Raw genomic sequence first — 18,302 nt, 5'->3', positions numbered from 1 at the left:
GTCACGCGGGGAGTTGCTCTTCAGTACGCACCCCGCGGCGCCGGTGTTCAATCCCCGGGACGGGACTTTCTCGCGCCGGGCATCCCGCAGGGCGTGACCGGATGCTGTGCCGGCCGGGTGCCGGGTGCGGCGCCGGTGGCCTGCTGTCAGGCGCTGCGGCGGGTGACGGCCCAGGACGCGGCGGCGACCCCGCCGGCGACGGCGAAGACCGAGGGCCAGGCGCCGACCTTCTTGGCGAGCGGGTGCGAGCCGGCGAACGCGGCGACGTAGGCGACGGTCAGCCCGGTGGCGGCCCTGGCCCCGGCCTGCCGGTTCCACTCGTACGCGGCGACGGAGCCGGCGGCGGCGAGTGCGACGCCGCCCAGTGGGCGCTTCTTCGTCCAGCGGGCGATCGCGTACCCGCCGACGAGACCGCCCGCCGCCACTGCCGCTGCCGGGACCTTCGCCATTGCCGCCACCTTCGCTCGCTCGTTCCGCGTCTCTGTCCGAGGATCCGAGGATAGGCCGCCCGCCCGGAGACGGGTCGGCCCGGGCTCCCGGTCAGTCGGTGCCGAGCTCCATGGCGGCACGGTCCAGCAGCTCGTCGTCGGCGGAGACCTCGCCGCGCGAGGCGATGGCCTGCGCGCCGCCTTCCGACATGGCGCCGATCAGGCCGGTCGCCGCCGCCTGGGCCGCGCCGATCAGCGTGGCCTGGGGCGTGCCGACGAGGCCGAGGCCGGCGAACTGCTCCAGCCGGGCGCGCGAGTCGGCGATGTCGAGGTTGCGCATGGTCAGCTGGCCGATGCGGTCCACCGGGCCGAACGCCGAGTCCTCGGTGCGCTCCATCGACAGCTTGTCCGGGTGGTAGCTGAAGGAGGGGCCGGTGGTGTTGAGGATCGAGTAGTCCTCACCGCGCCGCAGCCGCAGGGTGACCTCGCCGGTGACGGCCGAGCCGACCCAGCGCTGCAGCGACTCACGGACCATCAGCGCCTGCGGGTCCAGCCAGCGGCCCTCGTACATCAGCCTGCCGAGGCGCCGGCCCTCGTTGTGGTACTGGGCGACGGTGTCCTCGTTGTGGATGGCGTTGACGAGGCGCTCGTAGGCGGCGTGCAGGAGCGCCATGCCGGGCGCCTCGTAGATGCCGCGGCTCTTCGCCTCGATGATGCGGTTCTCGATCTGGTCCGACATGCCGAGCCCGTGACGGCCGCCGATCGCGTTGGCCTCGTTCACCAGGTCGACGGCGGTGGCGAAGGCCTTGCCGTTGATCGACACCGGGCGGCCCTGCTCGAAGCCGATCGTGACGTCCTCGGTGGGGATCTCGACCGACAGGTCCCAGAAGCGGACACCCATGATCGGCTCGACGGTCTCCACGCCGGTGTCGAGGTGCTCCAGCGTCTTCGCCTCGTGGGTGGCGCCCCAGATGTTGGCGTCGGTGGAGTAGGCCTTCTCGGTGCTGTCGCGGTAGGGCAGCCCGTGGGCCACCAGCCACTCCGACATCTCCTTGCGGCCGCCCAGCTCGGTGACGAAGTCGGCGTCGAGCCACGGCTTGTAGATCCGCAGGTGGGGGTTGGCGAGGAGGCCGTAGCGGTAGAACCGCTCGATGTCGTTGCCCTTGAACGTCGATCCGTCGCCCCAGATCTGCACGTTGTCCTCGAGCATCGCCCGGACCAGCAGGGTGCCGGTGACGGCGCGGCCGAGCGGCGTGGTGTTGAAGTACGCGCGGCCGCCCGAGCGGATGTGGAACGCGCCGCAGGCGAGCGCGGCCAGGCCCTCCTCGACGAGCGCCGCCCGGCAGTCGACCAGGCGCGCGATCTCGGCGCCGTAGGCCTGTGCGCGGCCGGGCACCGACGCGATGTCGGGCTCGTCGTACTGGCCGATGTCGGCGGTGTAGGTGCACGGGACGGCACCCTTGTCGCGCATCCACGCGACCGCGACCGAGGTGTCGAGGCCGCCCGAGAAAGCGATGCCGACGCGCTCGCCGGTGGGCAGGGAGGTGAGAACCTTAGACATAGGAAGAGTATGCACTCGTTGGTATGTATATGCAAATAGCCGCGTGAAGGGCAGCCTCGGCCCGGGCGCCACCCTGAGCCTCCACCGCGAGGGCGCGGGCTCCCGGGCGACGCCCGAGCACCTGGCCGACCTGTACGCCCCGGCGCTGCAGAGCCTGGTTGCGGGCTGAACGCCCGGTAGGGATAAGGTCCAATCCAACCGACGAGGGGGGGCTCATGTTGAACCGCACCGGCCTGCGTGCCGCGATACCGGCCGTGATCCTGGGAGCGCTGCTGGTGGGCTGCAGCGCCGCGACCACCACCGACGGACCCGGAAGCGACGTCCCGTACGTCGACCCGGCCTCGGCCCAGGCGGCCAGGGCCGAGGCCGAGAAGACGGCCACGCCCTCACCCGCGGCGACGCCGGTCATCGAGGTGGGCCCCGACCCGACGAAGAAGGTGCGCGACGCCTTCGCCGGACTCCAGGCCACCTACCAGGACGGCTGCGCCCCGGGGGGCGCGAACTGCGCCTACTTCCTGGGGCGGGTCAACGAGGAACTGGGCGGCCTGGACAAGGCGATGAAGGCCGATCGGAAGGGGCCCGGCCACTTCAAGGAGCCCATCGCCTGGATCGCCACGCTGCGGACGGCACTGGACGGCGACCTCACCACCCCGAACCTGGAGAAGCACCGCTCCGAACTGATCGGCACCCGGGACCGCGTCAACGCCTGGATGCAGGACTACCCGGAGGACTACCGCTGACCGGTGGCCGGTTCGCCCCCGAGTGACCGTCGCCGACGTGCGGCCGGTTCACACCCGCAGGACGTCGATCCCCAGGGCGGTGAACTCCCCGACGACGTCGTCGGGCGCGTCCTGGTCCGTCACCAGGACCGACACCGCGCCCGTCTCGCAGACCTGGGCGAAGGCGCGGCGTCCCAGCTTGGAGGAGTCGGCGACCACGATCACCGTGCCCGCGCACTCGGCAAGGGCGCGGTTGGCGCCGGCCTCGGACTCGTCGTGGGTGGCCGCTCCGAAGCGGGGGTGCACCGCGTCCACGCCGAGGATCGTGTAGTCCAGGGCGAAGGTGCGCAGGACGGAGTCGACCAGGGGGCCGACGAGTTCGTACGAGTTGGGCCTGGCCACTCCGCCGGTGACGACGATCTTCACCTGGGGGCGGACCGCGAGCTCGTTGGCGATGTTGATCGCGTTGGTCACCACGGTCAGCGCCGTGCCTCCGCCCGACGGCTCCGGGCGCAGGGCCAGCTCCCTGGCGACCTCGGAGGTCGTCGTGCCGCCGTTGAGGCCGACGGTGGAGCCCGCCGGGACGAGTGCGGCCGCGGCCTTCGCGATGCGCTGCTTCTCGTCGGCCCTGCGGGCCGCCTTGTAGCGCAGCGGCAGGTCGTAGGCGACGCTGCTGACCACCGCGCCGCCCCGGGTGCGGGTCAGCAGGTTCTGCCGGGCGAGCTCGTCCAGGTCGCGGCGGACGGTGGCGGCGGAACAGCCGAGCCGCTCGGCCGCGTCGAGTACGTCGAGGTGGCCCTGGTCGCTGAGGATCTCCAGCAGCCGGGTCCATCGTGTGTGTGCCGCCACCTGGTCCTCCTTGCTCGGACCGAACCCTATCGCCCGGACCGGGCCAGGACGTCCAGCAGGCGTGCCACCTCCGCGGCGACCGCGTCGCGGGCCGGGCCGAGATAGGCGCGGGGGTCGGCGGCGTCGGCGTGGGTGTCCAGGTGGGCGCGGACGGCCCGGGTGAACAGCTTGTTGAGGTGCGTGGAGATGTTGACCTTCGTCATGCCGGCGCCGATCGCCGCGGCGAGGCCCGCGTCCCCGACGCCCGAGGAGCCGTGCAGGACGAGCGGGACCCCCACCGCGTCGCGCAGCCGGGAGATCAGCGCGAAGTCGAGGACGGCGTCGCGGGTCAGCATCGCGTGCGAACTACCGACGGCGACCGCGAGCGCGTCGACGGCCGTGGCCTCGACGAACGCCCGCGCCTCGTCCGGATCGGTCCGCACGCCGGGGGCGTGCGCCCCGTCCTTGCCGCCGATCTCGCCGAGTTCGGCCTCGACCCAGACCCCGTGGCTGTGGCAGTAGGCGGTGATCTCGCGGGTCGCGGCGACGTTGTCGTCGTAGGGGAGCGCCGAGGCGTCGAACATCACGGAGGTGAAGCCGAGCCGGACGGCCTCGCGGACCAGGTCGGCCGACTCGGCGTGGTCGAGGTGCACGGCCACCGGCACCCCCGAGGCGCGGGCGACGGCGAGAGAGGCGAGCCCGATCGGTTCGAGGGCCCCGTGGTAGCGGGCGGTGTTCTCGCTGATCTGGAGGATCACCGGCAGCCCGGCGGTCTCCGCCCCGCGTGCGATGGCCTGGGCGTGCTCGATCTGCACGACGTTGAAGGCCCCGACGCCGGTCGCATGGGTCCGGGCACCGTGCGTGATGTCACCGGTGGATATGAGCGGCATGAGTGTCCTTCGCGGAGGTGGGCTGCGTGAACCCAGGCGATTGTTGCTCGAAGTTGCTCATTTATAGCGTGCTTGAAGCAGATAGAAAAAGAGCAGCCACCCCCGGTGTGGACCGGAGGCGGCTGCGGTGAGTGTGGGGACGGGGTGGGCTACTCGCAGGCGATTCCGTCGCCGTCGCGGTCGAGGTGCGATCCGTATCCGGGATCACCGCGGTGGATGGGGGCGGCCCCTGCGGCGCGTACGGCGGTGCAGTTGGCGTAGGAGGTGCTGCTCCCGCCGCTGGAGCCCCCGCTCGAACTCCCGCCGGACGATCCGCCGCTCGACGATCGGTACGGCTCGCAGCCGATCCCGTCGCCGTCACGGTCCAGGTGTGCGGCGTAACCGGGGTCGCCGCGCCGCACGGGGGCGGCCCCCGCGGCGCGTGCGGCATCGCAGTTCGCGTAGCGGACCGTGGGTGCGGCGGGCTTCGTGGTCCTCTCGGCCTTCGGTGTCTTCGCGACCGCCGGGGTCGGGGTGGGCTTCGGTGTCGGCGTCGGGGAGGGGGTGGGCGCGGACACGGTGATCCGTACGAGCGCGCTGTCCTCCAACGAACCCTTGCCCTTGGCCCCCTTCACCGCGACCTCGTACGTGAACTCGTCCTCGCCGGAGTATCCGTCCGCAGGGGTGTACACAAGTGTGGTCCCCTCGGCCGTGACGGTCCCGTGCGATGTCGGGCTCTCCGCGGTGACGGTCAACTCGGCCGGTTCGTAGGTGTCCAGGAGGGCGGCGTCGGTGCCGTCCTCCAGGGTCACCAGGTCGTTGGCGAGCGCCTTGACCTCGATCTCCTCGCCAGCCTCCGCGCCCGCCGTGTCGTCGGCGAGCGCGAGGGCCCGTTCCTTCGACGGCGAGGGCGAAGCGGACGCTGGCTTTGCGTCCCCGCTCGCTCCGTCGTCGCCCCCGCCTCCGCAGCCGGTCAGGGCCAGCGCCAGGGCCGCGGCCCCCGCCGACATCCTGAGCCGGCCCTTCATCCCGTGTGTCCTCATGTGCCCCCCAAGGTGCTGTGCGTACTGCTGTGCGTAGTGCTGTGCGTTCGGGGGGTGATGCTCGCAGCGGGGGGTCCGGGGGGCGGCCGCTTCGGTGGAAAGGAAGCGGAATCGTGATGAAAGTGTGGAGGAGAGGTGAACGACTCAGGTCATCGCCTGGATGCCGATGACGTCCAGCAGGCCCAGCCGGGCGGCCGCCTCGCTGCCGGGGGCCGCCGTGTAGGTGACGACCCTCAGGTCGCTGCCAGGGGCGACCAGCACGTCGCAGTCCAGGGTGAGCGGGCCGACCTCGGGGTGGTCGATGGTCTTGCGGGCCGACTCGATCGGCGACGATCGCGGCCTCGAACTTGGCCCGCTGCCCGGGGGCGGGCCTGGCCCGGCTGTAACGGCCGGTGAAGTGGCGCCAGGGGATGTCGCAGCGGGGGCCAGGTGGTCGGCGAGACGGACCTGCCCCGCCGGTGACCGGGCCCCGGTGATCCACATGCGGTCCGGGGGCGGGGGCGCGAGGATCGTGGATACGGGCGGTGGTCCGGCCGCGCCTCGGCCCTCTCGGGCCGGTCTCCCTTCCAGGCGCTCCGGTCCGCCTCCCGGCCAAGCCACCAGGGGGGTCTGGAGGTATCCGGATGCCGCGGCCCCTGTGGACAGGAGCGATCAGCTTCGGGCTGGTCACCATCCCGATCAAGGTGGTGTCCGCCACCGAGAACCACTCGATCTCCTTCCACCAGTACCACCAGGAGGACATGGGCCGGATCCGCACCCGCAAGGTGTGCGAGATCGACGGTGAGGTCCTCTCGCAGGAAGAGATCGGCAAGGGGTACGAGGTCGCCAAGGACCGGACCGTGCCCGTCACCGACGAGGAACTCGACCGGATGCCGCTGCCGACGGCGAAGGCCATCGAGATCGTCGCGTTCGTGGACGCCGACGACATCGATCCCGTCCGCATCAGCGACAGCTACTACCTCGCGGTCGACGGGCAGGTCGCGGCGAAGCCGTACACGCTGCTGCGGAAGGCGCTGGAGCGCAGCGACAAGGTCGCGGTGGCGAAGTTCGCCTGGCACAACCGGGAGCGGCTCGGCCTGCTGCGGGTGCGTGAGGACGCGATCGTGCTCCACTCGATGCGCTGGCCGGACGAGATCCGCAGCCCCGAGTCACTGGCGCCCCGGGAGACCGAGCTGGACGAGGACGAGATCGCCCGTGCCGTGCAGCTGACCGACAGCATGGCCCTCGACGACCTCTCCGGCTTCCGCGACCACTACCGGGAGGCGCTGGAGGAGCTGCTCGCGGCCAAGTCCGAGGGCAAGGCGCTTCCGGCGGCGGCGGGGGAGACGGAGGAGGAGCCGGGGAAGGTCATGGACCTGATGGCCGCGCTGAACGCGTCGGTGAAGGCGGCCAGGGAGACCCGGGGCGAGGACGCGACCGTGCACGAGATGACGCCCGGCAAGCCCCGGGCCCGGAAGAAGGCCACCTCGGCCTCGAAGAAGACGGCAGCGGGGAAGACGGCCGCGAAGAAGACGGCATCGGGCAGGACGGCGGCCAGGAAGCAGCCGGCCAGGAAGGCCGCGGCGAAGAAGCGGACGGCCTCCTGACGGGCGGAGCCTCTGGATCGGCCGCTGCCCGAGGCCGGCCTTCCGGCGAGGCCACCGTCACCCGATGTCGTCCGGTGCCAGGTCCGGGCGCAGCCGGTGCCAGGACGGCTGGCGCAGCCGTCCCGCCTTCGTCCGGGTCGAGTACTTCACCTCGCCGACCAGCCGGGGCAGCACCCAGTGGGCGCCCGCGACCGGCGGTGTCTCGTCGAAGGGGCACGTGTCCACCGCGGCCACCCGGAGGAGTTCGGCGAGCCGGATCCGCTCGGCGTCGCTCCACCCCGTGCCGACGCTGCCCGCGTAACGCAGTCCGCCCGGGTGCCGTTCGCCCACGAGCAGCGCCCCCGGCAGACCGCCGAGCCGGCCGCGTCCGGGCACCCAGCCTCCGACGATGACGTCCACCGTGCGGGTGTGGCGGATCTTGATCCACGCACGGGAGCGCACCCCGGGCTCGTAGACGGAGTTCAGCCGCTTCGCGACCACGCCCTCCAGCCCGGCCTCCCGCGTCATGGCCAGGGCCTCCTCGCCGTGCCCGACGACCACCGCGGGGGTCGACCAGCGCGGTCCGTCCAGCCCGAGCCCCTCCAGCGCCGCGCGCCGCTCGGTGTAGGGCAGCGGTACGAGGCTCCTGTCCCGCAGGAACACGGCGTCGAACAGCACCAGATGGGCCGGGACCCGCTGCGCCATGCGCGCGGCCTTCGCGGGCGAACCGGAGAGCCCCATACGGGACTGAAGCCGTTCGAAGTCGCTGCGCCCCCGGTCGTCCAGGGCGACGATCTCGCCGTCCAGCACCGCGGGTACGCCGCCGAGGGCGGGCCCGAGCCCCGCCAGGTCCGGGTAGGCCGCGGTGATGTCGGCCCCGGACCTGGCCAGCAGCCGGACCGTGCCGTCCCCCGGCAGACAGGCCATGGCCCGCTGCCCGTCCTGCTTCACCTCGTACGCCCACCGCTCGTCCACGGAGGCGGACGGCAGGCGGCCGGGGGTGGCGAGCATCGGGGCGAACCGGGGCAGGGAGACCATGGCAGCAGCCTCTCAGCAGAGGCCCCGTGCGGCCGGGTGTCACGGCCGGTGGTCCTGCCGTGGCCGGTGGTCCCGGCTGTGGTCCGGCACCCGGGAAACGCAGGGGACGGCCGTGCGGGGGGCGTGGCACCATGTGCGGCATGACGACGAACCGAAAGGTCCATGCCGCGTAGGCGCGCAGGACACCTCCGCACCGGCCGGGTCCACCGTCGCCGGCCGAACGGCCCGAGGACCGTCATCAACGGCCTGTCCTCGCGCACCCTGGCGGAGATCGCCCGCCTTGAGCTGAGCCGCAACTACCTCGGGCCCGGCGAGGTCGCCGAAGCGGTGCGCCGCTGGAAGCATCACGTGCGACGGCCGCTGAGGGCGCTGTGGCGCGACGACGAGCTGGGCGACGACCACGAGGACTGCTGCGGCGACCCGTTGGCGGCGCGGGATCTGCTCGGCACCGTGATGGGCGCGCTGTCGCCGCGCGGAGCCCGCGAACTCCGGCGTCTGGTCGGCAGGCTCGACGGCGACTGAACCGGCGACCGGGCGACCGTCACCCCTGCGCGGCCGCGGAGGGTGTGAGGAGCGCCGGCGCGGGCGGATCGGTCCGGATGAGGGACCTGCACCACTCTCTCGCCGTCTCCCGTACGGCGACGCGCGGCTTCCCGTCCTGCTCCGGCGTGACGTCGAAGACGTAGCACCCCACGACGGTGGTCTCGGACGTGAGGAGGAAACCCGGCCCCATGCCCCAGAGTTCGGCGGTGATCCGGACGGAGTCGGCCCTCCGGTCGACGGCGAGCAGCCCTCTTCCGGGGCCCCTGGCCGGTGGGGCCCAGGCCGTCGGCGAGCAGCCGGTTGCCGCCGGCGGCCTGGTCGGTGGTGGAGGGGAGGTGGCAGACGTCAGGAGGTCGCGCGTGCGGGGGCGTTGAACTTCACGTCGGCGGCGCGGGCCGTGACGTCGGCATCTCTGCTCAGCGGCCAGGCGGCGACCCGAGAGACCGTGCCCGCCGGGACGGCCGCGCTGATTCCGGGCTCCGCCGGGATGTCGTACGTCGCGTGGGCGTCGTACGGCAGGACGACCCGGTAACCCAGCGCCACGGCCGTGCGGGCCGTCGCCTGGACGCACATCTCGGACATCAGCCCGCAGACGGCGAGCGACCGGACCCCGGACGCGGTCAGCAGCTCCTCCAGCGAGGTCTCCTGAAAGGCGTCGTCATGGGTCTTGCGGATCGCCGCCTCCGCGGCGCCCGCCTCGACGGGGTGGTGCAACTCCCAGCCGGGGGTGTGGGGTTCGTCGTCCGATCCGACGGGCCCGTCGTTCTGGACGTGGACGACGAGCGCGCCGGCCGCCCGCGCGCGGGCGATCAGGTCCCCCGTGCGGTCCACGAGGCGCCCGGCCTCGGGCAGCGCGCCGTCTCCCCGGACGAACGCCCGCTGTACGTCGACAACGATCAGGGCATGGAAGGGACTTGTGTGTGAGCTCATACGGACATCATGGCCGGGTGCCGGGTGCCGGGTGCCGGGTGCCGGGTGCCGGGCGGCGGGCGGCGGCGCCCCGGGAAGGGGGGAGGAGGGAGCGGCCGGCAGGGGGCGGCTGCCGGCCGCGGGGCGGCCGGGTCAGGCCGTCGTGCAGGTGGTGCCGCTGAGCGTGAAGGCGGTCGGGGCAGTGTTGGTACCGCCCTTGGCGCCGGTGAAGCCGAGCGTCACCGAGGCGTTCGCGGCGATCGAGGCCGTGTATCCGGCGGGGGCCACACTGACCGTGGAGCCGCTCTGTGTGGGGGTCCCGCCCCACATGTTGGTGACGGTCTGGCCGTCGGCGAAGGCGAAGCCGAGGTTCCAGCCGCTGATGGCGCTCGCGCCGGTGTTGCGGATGGTGATCTCGCCCTGGAACCCGCCGGGCCACTCGCCGGCCACCCGGTAGCCGACGGAGCATCCGACGCCCGGGGTGGGCCCGTTCTCATCCGTGGTGACGCTCACCGCGGCGGACCGGGCCGAGCGGTTGCCGGCCGCGTCGCGGGCGTAGACGGCGAAGGAGTACGTGGTGTCGGCGTCGAGGCCGGTCACGGTGACGCTGTTGCCGGTGGACGAGGCCGCTCCGGTCTCACCCGCGCCGGTGACGCGGACGACGTCGTATCCGGCGATGGCAACGTTGTCCGTCGCCGGGGGCCAGGTGAGGGTGGCCGAGGTGGCCGTCACGGCGGATGCGGTCGGGGTGCCCGGGGCGGTCGGGGCCTGCGTGTCGTCCGGGTCACCGCCGCCACCGAAGACGGTGGCTTCCCTGGAGGTCTGGGCGATGCCGTCGGCGCCGTGGAAGACGCGCTCGCCCCAGGAGCTGAGTTGGCTCGGGTCGAAGTCGATGGCCAGGTCGAGGACCGGGTCGGTGTTGCCGCTCCACGACCAGGCCAGGTAGCCGAGGCCGAGCTCCTCGGCGGTGGCCATCATGGTGTCCTCGTCCGGGTCGCCCCACTGGTCGGCAGGTCCGCCGAACTCGCCGATGAGGAGGGGAAGTCCGGCGTCGACGAACGCGTTCAGGTAGTCGGTGACCGCCTGGGCCGTGTTGTAGACGCTGTACATGTGGATCGAGAAGATCAGGTTGCCCGTGGTGTCGGCGTCGTACACCGCCTGGGCGTTGGCGCGCATGACGCCCTGCCAGTCCTGGCCCCAGTTGGGTGCGTCCACCATGATCGTGTGGGCGAAGCCGGCGCCGCGCAGCTTCTGGACGGCGGCCGTCGTGGGCGCGGTCCAGCCTGCGGGGTCCGTGTTGCCCCAGGGCTCGTTGCCGATGTTGATGACGACGTAGTCCTCCTGGCCCGCGAGGACGTCCTTGAGGCTGATCCAGTAGTCGGCCGCGTGGTCGAGCGTGCCCGCCGCCGCGTCCTCTCCGTAGCCGGTGGTGTCGTGCACCTCCAGCACGCAGATCAGCCGGTTGGTCCTGCAGTCGCCGATGATGTCCGCGACCTCCTCGGGGCCGTTCCGCGTCCAGCGGTGGCCGTCGGACAGGACGACGCGGACGGTGTTGGCGCCGAAGGCCTTGATGTCGGCCAGCGACTGTGTCTCACCCGGGTACCAGGTGTGCGCGTGGTTCACGCCGCGCATGACGAAGTCGTTGCCGTTGCCCTCCAGCAGGCGGCCGTCGCTGATGTGCAGGCCGGGGGCCGCGGCCTCCGCCCGCGCGGGGCCGGGCTGCGCCGAGGCCGTCGGGGCGAGGACACCCAGCAGGACGACGCCGAGAAGGGCGGCCAGGGTCTTCAACAGGACGGATAAGGGGCTCTTTCGTGCCGTGCTCGTTGCTGATCTCACTGCGACTCCAGAAGGGTGGGTGCCGGGTGACGCAAACATCGGACGGGCCCGTGTATGGGAGCGCTCCCATAAAGCCACCTCGACAGGAGCACGTCAAGATGTTGAACGCGCGCTCGTCGCGCATGCGTGTCTCCTGCGCGGGTCGCGTGTGTGCATGCGACGCACACGGACCGCGTGCCCCGGACACCCCCACACATCGGATCTCCGGCCGGGGTGCGCACCTGTGGTGCGGGCCCCGGCCGTCGGTGTGATGTCCGTCGGGCCGGGGACCTTCCCGGCCGTGTGTCAGGCCTTGCTGGTGCAGATCGCGTCGTACGGGCGTCCCGGGCTCGGGAACAGCTCGATGGGGTTGTCGGCGTCGGCCGGGCACTCCTCGGCGGTCTTGGTCAGGGCGAGGACCTTGCTGCCGCCGCCGCTCGCGCAGGCGACCTCCTTCGCCTGGTCGTCCACGCAGTCGCCCACCACGAGCTGCCCGCCGCCGGCGCCCGCGTCACCGGGGTGGTCGCCGGAGAGGTTGCGGCCGCAGATGGTCTTGCTGGGCAGGCCGGCGCTCGCGTCCCCGCCGAAGGACACCTTCACCGAGATGATCTCGTCGGTGCCGGCCGGGCACTCGACCGCCCCGGCGAAGATCTCGCCGTCCTTGACCTGGAGCGCCTTGATCGTCGCCTTCGGGTCGTCGCAGTCCAGGGGCTGGTAGCCGTCCTTCGACTCGCTCGTGTCCGGACCGGCGCAGTCGCCGACCTTCCAGTCCCTGGCCTTCTGGCTGCCGCCCTTCGACGACCCCCCGATGCCGTCCGACGTCCGGCTGCACGCGGTGGTGGCTCCCAGCGCGAGGGCGAGCACGAGGGCCCCCTTGGCGTAGCCCCGCAAAGCCGTACGGGCGGTGCGCGCGGCCGGCGAACCGGCGGTTCCCGGACGGCTGTTCCGTGGTCGCGTGCTGCCGTGCGTGGTCATGCTGCCCCCTGGATGCGTGGTGTGCCCCGCGCGGCACTCAAGGTGAGCGGCGCGGTGGTTCGCGCGTGAGGACGGCCGGACCGGGCGGAGCGGTTCCAGGAGAGGGACAGGTGCGGCCATCGTCTCTGATCCCCCGACGAAAGGCGGGTCGCGCATGCGCCGAGGCTCAGCGGTGGGTCCTGCGCCGGGACTCGTTGCCGTCCTTGTCGTACGTCACCCACGTGCCGGTCTTCTTCCCGTGCGCGTACGACCCCTCGTCCAGCAGATTCCCGTTGCTGTGCCAACGCCGCCAGGGGCCGTGCTGTACGCCGTCCACGAAGGAGCCCTCCTGGAGCGGTCCGCCGCCCTCGCGGTGCCACACCCACGGGCCGTCGAGCTGCCCGGCCTCGTACGAACCCCGTGCCTTCACCGTGCCGTTGCGGAAGTAGAAGGTCCAGGGGCCGTGCCGCTCCCCGTCCGCGTAGGCACCCTCGCCCGACAGCTTGCCGTCCTTGAACCGCTCCTCAGCCATGGGGGCAGCATAGGAGCGGTAGCGTCGCACCCATGGACGAACCGCCCCTGGACCGTGCCGCACTGCTCGCGCGCGCCGACGGGCCGGTCACCCGTGCCCGGCTGGTCCGTGATCTGACCGCGCTCGGCCTCGCGGAGGGCGACACCGTGATGTTCCATACGCGCTTGTCCGCCCTCGGATACGTGGCCGGCGGCCCCCCGGCCCTGATCGGCGCGCTCCAGGACGCCGTGGGGGAGCGGGGCACACTGATGGTGACCTGCGGCTGGCACGACGCCCTGCCGTACGGCTTCGGCGACTGGCCCCGGCCCTGGCAGGACGCCGTACGGGCCGAACACCCCGCGTACGACCCGGAGACGAGCGAGGCGGACCACGACAACGGCCGCCTGCCGGAGGCCCTGCGCCGGTGGCCGGGTGCGGTCCGCAGCCGGCACCCCGATGTCAGCGTCGCGGCGCTCGGGGCGGCGGCCGCCGAGCTGACGGCCGACCACCCGTGGGACGACCCGCACGGTCCCGGCAGTCCGTTCGCCCGGCTGGTCGACCTGGGAGGCAGGGTGCTGATGCTGGGCGCACCGCTGGAGACCCTCACCCTCCTGCACCACGCGGAGGCGCTCGCCGACGCGCCGGGCAAGCGGTTCGTGGAGTACGAGCAGCCGTTGCTCGACCCCGCCGGACAGCGGGTCTGGCGCCGCTTCCGCGACATCGACTCCTCCGGCGGGGCCTTCGACTACTCCTCGGTCACGCCCGGCGGCCAGGATCCGTTCGAGACGATCGTCCGGGACATGCTGGCCGCCGGGATCGGGCGCCGGGGACGCGTGGGCGCGGCCGACAGCCATCTCTTCGAAGCCGGTGAGGTCCTCGGATTCGGCCTCGCCTGGATCCAGGAGAAGCTCGGCGCCGCCCGATAGCCTGGGCGTCGCCCCGCCCGGCAGCCGGTCAGGCGCCCGACCGCTCCACGGGGATCCAGAGCTCCGCGTCCGCCTGCTGCCCGTCCTCGGAGAGCCTGAAGCTCAGGATCTCCGGGCTCGGCCTGCTTCCGTACGGGTTCGACGGGAACCACTGGGTGAACACGTCCCGCCAGAGGTACTGGAGCGTCTTCGGGAAGGGGCCGGAGCTCTCGAAGACGGCCCACATGCCCGCCGGGACGGACAGTGCGTCCATGTCCTCGGGGACCTCGGCGCCCGTCACCACTCCGTGGTAGTAGTCGAGTTCGGTCCCCTCCGCACGGCTCGGGTCGAGCTGGTCGCTGACCCCGACGATCCCTGTCGGCTCCTGGTCGGCCAGGGCCGCGACGCGCGCCACCGTGTCCTTCGGGAGGGACCGGATGAAGTCGGCGATCGCCGGATTCGCCCCCTCGTGGACGAGGGGTACGCGGGCCCTCCTGCCGACGACCCGGAACGCGTCCTTGTCCACGATCCTGTACCGCGTGCTGCTGCTCCCTTCGACGACGAGGCGGAAGGACATCCGGGGCTGGGAGTGCAGAGCCGCGCCGGTCCGCCGGGCCTCGCCCGGCCCCACGCCGTGCATGGCGCGGAAAGCACGGGCGAAGGCCTCGCCCGAGCCGTAGCCGTAGCGGGTCGCGACGTCCAGCAGTGTCCGGTCGCCCGCGAGCACCTCGGCGCCGGCCACGGTCAGCCGCCGGCGCCGGATGTACTCCGACAGCGGGAGGCCCGCCAGCGCGGAGAACATCCGCCGGAAGTGGTACTCCGACGTCACCGCGACGCGGGCGAGGCCGGCCACGTCGACCGGTTCGTCGAGGTGGGACTCGATGTGCTCCATGGCCTGGTTCAGCCGGTCCAGCATCCCGGACTCCTTCCTTCTGCGTGCCTCACGTTAGGAAGTCCGTACCCTGCCGGACCCGACATCCTGTGCCCGGTGCGGTCGGGTGCCGTGCCCGGGCCGTGGGCTTCGGTGAGGGCCGCGCTCACTCCTGCCGGGCGGCGCGCAAGGTGAGGACGTAGGCCGCGGTGAGCGCGACGGCACGGTCCTCGTCGTGGGACAGATCCACGAGCGCCTGTGACGCCGTGGCGCCCGGGATCTCCGCGAGTGCCTGCGTCAGCCGTCGGCGTACGGACGAGCCGGCACGGCGGGCGAGACGGTCGACCAGCGCGGTGGCGATCCGGTCCGCCGGCGTGGTCCCGTCCGCCGACGCGGGTCGGCCGGAGGACGGGGCCAGGCCCACCGGCTCGGGAACGTCCGCCGACGCGGGGCCGTCCGCGAGTGCGCGGAGTGCGTCGGCCGCGTCGACGTCGTTCGCCCCGTCGACGACCATGGCGACGAGCGTCGGGACCGCGTCGGCCACGCCACGCGTCCCCAGCGCCAGGGCCGCGGACCTGCGGACCACGATGTCGGAGTCCGTGAGGGCGCCCCGCAGCAGCGCGGTCGCCCCGTCGTCCGGGATCTCGGCGAGGGACCGGACGGCACGTCTGCGCACGGCGGCCGTCGGCGAGCCGAGGCCCTCCGCCAACAGCGCCACTCCGCTCCCGCCCGACTGCGCCAGAGCCCATCGAAGGGCTCCGGCGACGTGCGGGTCCCTCTCGCTCAGCGCCGCCTCGACCAGGGCTTCCACCGGCACCCGGACCTCCTCGGACGACGAGAGCGCCGCGCGCTGGCGATGCCCGGCGCTCTCCGACCCCAGGGACTGGAGCAGCGCGACGACCTGGAGGACCTCCTCCCAGCCCGCGGGTTCCGTGGCGTCGATGCGGCTGAGGCGCGTGAGCAGCGCCGTCTCGGCCGCGAGGCGTTCGCGCGTACGCCGGACGAGGTCGTCGACGAGCTTCGACGGGGCGAAGCCGGGATCGTCCAGTGCGCGCCCGACCTCGTGCAACGACAGCCCCAGCGACCTCAGGCTCTCGACGTGGAAGATCCGCCGGATGTCCTCGTCGGAGTACGCGCGATAGCCGCCACCGGTGCGCCCCGTCGGCCGTACCAGGCCCAGCGAGTCGTAGTGCCTGAGCATGCGGGCGCTGACCCCGGACCGCCGTGCCACCTCACCGATCAACACTGCCCCGTCACTCCTCCCGGCCGTACGCACCCAGGGCCACGATGCGCTTCGCCTCCTCGATCGCGCACTCGAAACCGGCATCCGGGTCGCGCAGCAGCAGTTCCGTGGCCCCCGCGTGCAGGCGCACGCGCGGGTCGGGGTCCGCCGCCGCGGCGCGCAGGGGCTCCACGATCACCTCACCGAGGGCGACCAGCGCCCTGCTGAGGCTCAGCCGCGTCTCACGCCCGCCGCGCCCGAGCTGGGTCACCAGCACCTCGGCCAGCCCCGGTTCCTCGCCTTCGGGCACGAGTACGACCGCTGCCCGCCAGGCGCTCCGCGCCACCTCGTCCTCGGCATCGGTCAGATGCGCCCGGGTGATCGCCGGCCACGCCTGCCGGTCCCCGACCTTGGACAGCGTGTGCAGCGCCTGGCTCCGTGCCTGCGCCCGCTCCGAGCGGAGTTCGGCGACGAGCGGCCCGACCGTCAGGGACGACGGGTGCCGGGTGAGTGCCCAGGTGAGCAGCTCGCGTACCTGGAAGTCGGGCTCGACCGAGCACCGCTCGACGAGCTGTGCGACGAACCGGGGGTCCGGGGCCGTACCGACCGCCATCGCCGCCCGTAGCCGTACGGACGCGTCACCGTCCTCCAGCGCCGTCAGCGCCCGCGCGGCGTCCGCGTCCTGTTTCGCCATGGTCATCGGGACCACCTCCTGGGCCACAGTGAAGACCTTGTCACGGTGACAAGGTCAAGGGCCGCGGAGATCCCGGGCTCCCGGCCCCTCTCCCGTATCCCGCTTCCTGCCGGCGACCGGCGACCGGCGACCGGCGACCGGCGACGGACGCCCGGCGACCGGCGGCTGACCGGCCCGGCACCGCACCGCGGAGCGCAGCTGAAGCGGCTGTCGGTCCGCACGGTCTCCGACCTGCGCAGGGAGTCCGAGCGCGCGACCGCGTCCCGACCGCGTCCCTGCGGGAGCAACGAGAAGAAGGCGCTCGGCCTGGACGCCCGGGACCTCCGCGACCTGAAGCGGGACCTGCTGGTGGGCTGACGCGCGCACCGGCCGGGTCAGGGGGACTTCAGCAAGGTCCTCAGCCCGGCGGCGAACGTCCGCACATCCTGCTCGCTGGGCCGCTCCACCGGAGCCTCGTCCTGCCCGGGTGCGCGGCACGGGCGGCAGAGCCCGTCGGGCAGGGCTTCCGGGCGCCCCGGGGTGCCGCACTTGGTGCACTCCAGCATCACGCGGTGCACGGGGGTGCCCGGTGCGGGCGGTGCCGGAGCGGTGGGGGCGTGCGGCGGGATCTTGTCGGTGAGGCGGCGGCGTACGAGGCCGACGGGGGAGCCGACCTGGGCGGGGAGCCCGGCGGTGAGGGCCTGCGTGAGGTAGTCCGCGTCCACGCCGCGCGCGAACCACGCGGCGGCGAGGGCCTCCAGGACCGCGCAGTCGGCGGCGGACAGGGCCAGGCGGGAGTCGACACGGCCGAGCTGTGCGAGGGCGCGGTAGGCGGGGGACTCCACGGAGGCCGGGGGCCGTTGCTGCGGCACCCCGGGGGCGGACTCGGCGGGCGTGGGCCGCGCAGCCACTGCGCTGGGCGCGGACGTCACGACGGGTCCGTGCCCTGCTGCGGGTTCGTGTTCGTGTGCCGCTGCGGCCGGGGGCTCACCGAGGACCGGAGGCGGGGGTGCGGTGACGGGCTCGGGGGCCGGGGCGGAGGGCGCTGCCGGGGCGGGCACCACCGGCGGGGCGGCGGGCGCCGTCGTGGTGACCTCGGTGGCGGCCCACCACTCGTTGTCGCGGGCCGTGCGCGACCAGAACGTCCGTGTGACCCAGCGGACTTGCCCCAGCTCGCCCACGAGGCACCGTACGCGGCGCAGATACCCGGCGGCCGCCAGTGCCTTCAGGGCCGAACCGACGGCCTGCTGGCCGTACAGCGGCAGTTGCCTGGCGAGGCTCTTGACGTCCATCGACGCGCCGTCGGGGAGGTGGTCGAGGAATCCGGCGACGTACCGCTCACGCGCGGGCAGCAGGGCGAAGTCCTCGGACCGGCGCGGGAGTTGACCCGGCATGGAGCGCTTGCCGTAACCGGGCCTGGCCATCGGGTACGGACGCGAGGGTGCGGGGGTGTGGAGGGCGGAGCTAGGGTGCTGGGTATCCATGGGATCGGGCCTTCGATCGTGTGGTCAGACCCCGGCCCGGTGTGCCAACACCGCGTCGGGGTCGCTTGGTTCTCGCACCGTAAGCAGTCGCCACGCTCTGCCGCAAGTCGGTCACGATTAGTCATACTTGCTGGCCGTGACGGGTCAGGGAGGGCGGGGCGGTATGCCTGAACCCCCCTTCTTTCCCTACCGGTTGAAGGCACCGCTCGAATCCCGGCCCTCGGATCCCGACGCCCGGATCCCGAAGCCCGAGCCTCGGGCGGAGGGCCGCATTCCGGCCCTCGAAAGGGTGAACCCGGCGGGACCGGCGCTCGGGTCCCGAGACTCGGGACCCGAGCGCTGAGCGAGGGAGCGTCGCAGGGGG

At 73.0% G+C, this 18,302-nt stretch carries 22 protein-coding genes; 6 read left to right on the top strand and 16 right to left on the bottom strand.

Annotation, left to right across the window (positions count from 1 at the left end; genetic code table 11):
- Positions 1–146: 146 nt before the first annotated feature.
- On the bottom strand, positions 147–449 hold the full coding sequence (locus tag B9S57_RS18520) for a hypothetical protein (RefSeq protein ID WP_103516681.1): 303 nt from the start codon (positions 447–449) through the stop codon (positions 147–149).
- Between the two features lie 91 nt (positions 450–540).
- Positions 541–1,989 (bottom strand): argininosuccinate synthase, encoded by a 1,449-nt coding sequence (argG, locus tag B9S57_RS18515; RefSeq protein WP_103516680.1) that lies wholly within the window; start codon positions 1,987–1,989, stop codon positions 541–543.
- Between the two features lie 43 nt (positions 1,990–2,032).
- Between argG and B9S57_RS18510 the strand changes: the two genes are divergently transcribed.
- Together B9S57_RS18510 and B9S57_RS18505 are read left to right on the top strand one after the other, a co-directional pair.
- Positions 2,033–2,158: a hypothetical protein gene (locus tag B9S57_RS18510; protein ID WP_258036439.1), complete on the top strand. Its 126-nt coding sequence runs from the start codon at positions 2,033–2,035 to the stop codon at positions 2,156–2,158.
- Positions 2,159–2,204: 46 nt separating this feature from the next.
- Positions 2,205–2,729 (top strand): hypothetical protein, encoded by a 525-nt coding sequence (locus B9S57_RS18505; RefSeq protein ID WP_103516679.1) that lies wholly within the window; start codon positions 2,205–2,207, stop codon positions 2,727–2,729.
- A gap of 48 nt (positions 2,730–2,777) precedes the next feature.
- Here the strand turns inward: B9S57_RS18505 and B9S57_RS18500 are convergent, their stop codons facing one another.
- The 4 genes from B9S57_RS18500 to B9S57_RS36400 form a co-directional block, all read right to left on the bottom strand.
- The gene (locus B9S57_RS18500) at positions 2,778–3,557 is read right to left on the bottom strand and encodes a DeoR/GlpR family DNA-binding transcription regulator (protein WP_103516678.1); all 780 of its coding nucleotides are present in this window, start codon (positions 3,555–3,557) and stop codon (positions 2,778–2,780) included.
- A 26-nt stretch (positions 3,558–3,583) separates the two neighbouring features.
- Complete coding sequence (locus B9S57_RS18495; protein WP_103516677.1) at positions 3,584–4,426, bottom strand: class II fructose-bisphosphate aldolase; 843 nt, start codon at positions 4,424–4,426, stop codon at positions 3,584–3,586.
- A gap of 149 nt (positions 4,427–4,575) precedes the next feature.
- A complete protein-coding gene (locus tag B9S57_RS18490) occupies positions 4,576–5,433 on the bottom strand; it encodes an excalibur calcium-binding domain-containing protein (protein ID WP_258036438.1) in 858 nt (285 codons plus the stop codon).
- Between the two features lie 159 nt (positions 5,434–5,592).
- Positions 5,593–5,709 carry a hypothetical protein gene (locus B9S57_RS36400; protein WP_374935958.1) on the bottom strand — a complete coding sequence of 39 codons (117 nt, stop codon included), beginning with the start codon at positions 5,707–5,709 and terminating at the stop codon, positions 5,593–5,595.
- 362 nt (positions 5,710–6,071) lie between these two features.
- On the opposite strand from B9S57_RS36400, the gene B9S57_RS18480 reads away from it, so the two are divergent.
- Positions 6,072–7,034 carry a Ku protein gene (locus tag B9S57_RS18480; protein WP_103516675.1) on the top strand — a complete coding sequence of 321 codons (963 nt, stop codon included), beginning with the start codon at positions 6,072–6,074 and terminating at the stop codon, positions 7,032–7,034.
- Positions 7,035–7,091: 57 nt separating this feature from the next.
- Here the strand turns inward: B9S57_RS18480 and ligD are convergent, their stop codons facing one another.
- Positions 7,092–8,051, bottom strand: coding sequence for a non-homologous end-joining DNA ligase (gene ligD, locus B9S57_RS18475; protein WP_103516674.1), 960 nt, complete (start codon positions 8,049–8,051; stop codon positions 7,092–7,094).
- Positions 8,052–8,213: 162 nt separating this feature from the next.
- Here ligD and B9S57_RS18470 point away from each other — a divergent pair, with 162 nt between their 5' ends.
- Positions 8,214–8,573, top strand: a complete 360-nt coding sequence (locus B9S57_RS18470; protein WP_103516673.1) for a hypothetical protein — start codon at positions 8,214–8,216, stop codon at positions 8,571–8,573.
- Between the two features lie 19 nt (positions 8,574–8,592).
- On the opposite strand, the gene B9S57_RS18465 is transcribed toward B9S57_RS18470, so the two are convergent.
- The 5 genes from B9S57_RS18465 to B9S57_RS18440 form a co-directional block, all read right to left on the bottom strand.
- The gene (locus B9S57_RS18465) at positions 8,593–8,784 is read right to left on the bottom strand and encodes a hypothetical protein (RefSeq protein ID WP_103516672.1); all 192 of its coding nucleotides are present in this window, start codon (positions 8,782–8,784) and stop codon (positions 8,593–8,595) included.
- A gap of 155 nt (positions 8,785–8,939) precedes the next feature.
- Positions 8,940–9,524 carry a cysteine hydrolase family protein gene (locus B9S57_RS18455; protein WP_103516670.1) on the bottom strand — a complete coding sequence of 195 codons (585 nt, stop codon included), beginning with the start codon at positions 9,522–9,524 and terminating at the stop codon, positions 8,940–8,942.
- A 132-nt stretch (positions 9,525–9,656) separates the two neighbouring features.
- A complete protein-coding gene (locus B9S57_RS18450; protein ID WP_103516669.1) occupies positions 9,657–11,339 on the bottom strand; it encodes a cellulase family glycosylhydrolase in 1,683 nt (560 codons plus the stop codon).
- 285 nt (positions 11,340–11,624) lie between these two features.
- Positions 11,625–12,293: a hypothetical protein gene (locus B9S57_RS18445; RefSeq protein ID WP_103516668.1), complete on the bottom strand. Its 669-nt coding sequence runs from the start codon at positions 12,291–12,293 to the stop codon at positions 11,625–11,627.
- Between the two features lie 166 nt (positions 12,294–12,459).
- Positions 12,460–12,804 carry a toxin-antitoxin system YwqK family antitoxin gene (locus B9S57_RS18440; RefSeq protein WP_103516667.1) on the bottom strand — a complete coding sequence of 115 codons (345 nt, stop codon included), beginning with the start codon at positions 12,802–12,804 and terminating at the stop codon, positions 12,460–12,462.
- A 47-nt stretch (positions 12,805–12,851) separates the two neighbouring features.
- Here B9S57_RS18440 and aac(3) point away from each other — a divergent pair, with 47 nt between their 5' ends.
- The gene (gene aac(3) / locus B9S57_RS18435; protein WP_219818568.1) at positions 12,852–13,709 is read left to right on the top strand and encodes an aminoglycoside 3-N-acetyltransferase; all 858 of its coding nucleotides are present in this window, start codon (positions 12,852–12,854) and stop codon (positions 13,707–13,709) included.
- Positions 13,710–13,737: 28 nt separating this feature from the next.
- On the opposite strand, the gene B9S57_RS18430 is transcribed toward aac(3), so the two are convergent.
- The 3 genes from B9S57_RS18430 to B9S57_RS18420 form a co-directional block, all read right to left on the bottom strand.
- On the bottom strand, positions 13,738–14,604 hold the full coding sequence (locus B9S57_RS18430) for an AraC family transcriptional regulator (protein WP_103516665.1): 867 nt from the start codon (positions 14,602–14,604) through the stop codon (positions 13,738–13,740).
- A gap of 121 nt (positions 14,605–14,725) precedes the next feature.
- Positions 14,726–15,805, bottom strand: coding sequence for a HEAT repeat domain-containing protein (locus B9S57_RS18425; protein WP_103516664.1), 1,080 nt, complete (start codon positions 15,803–15,805; stop codon positions 14,726–14,728).
- A gap of 7 nt (positions 15,806–15,812) precedes the next feature.
- Positions 15,813–16,481 carry a HEAT repeat domain-containing protein gene (locus B9S57_RS18420; RefSeq protein WP_103516663.1) on the bottom strand — a complete coding sequence of 223 codons (669 nt, stop codon included), beginning with the start codon at positions 16,479–16,481 and terminating at the stop codon, positions 15,813–15,815.
- Positions 16,482–16,520: 39 nt separating this feature from the next.
- On the opposite strand from B9S57_RS18420, the gene B9S57_RS18415 reads away from it, so the two are divergent.
- On the top strand, positions 16,521–16,832 hold the full coding sequence (locus B9S57_RS18415) for a hypothetical protein (protein ID WP_103516662.1): 312 nt from the start codon (positions 16,521–16,523) through the stop codon (positions 16,830–16,832).
- 17 nt (positions 16,833–16,849) lie between these two features.
- Here the strand turns inward: B9S57_RS18415 and B9S57_RS18410 are convergent, their stop codons facing one another.
- Positions 16,850–17,938, bottom strand: a complete 1,089-nt coding sequence (locus tag B9S57_RS18410) for a MarR family transcriptional regulator (protein ID WP_181011388.1) — start codon at positions 17,936–17,938, stop codon at positions 16,850–16,852.
- Positions 17,939–18,302: the final 364 nt, after the last annotated feature.

The organism is Streptomyces sp. SM10, from assembly GCF_002910915.1.
Classification (GTDB): Bacteria; Actinomycetota; Actinomycetes; order Streptomycetales; family Streptomycetaceae; genus Streptomyces.
This window is presented reverse-complemented; position numbering and strand designations above follow the sequence as displayed.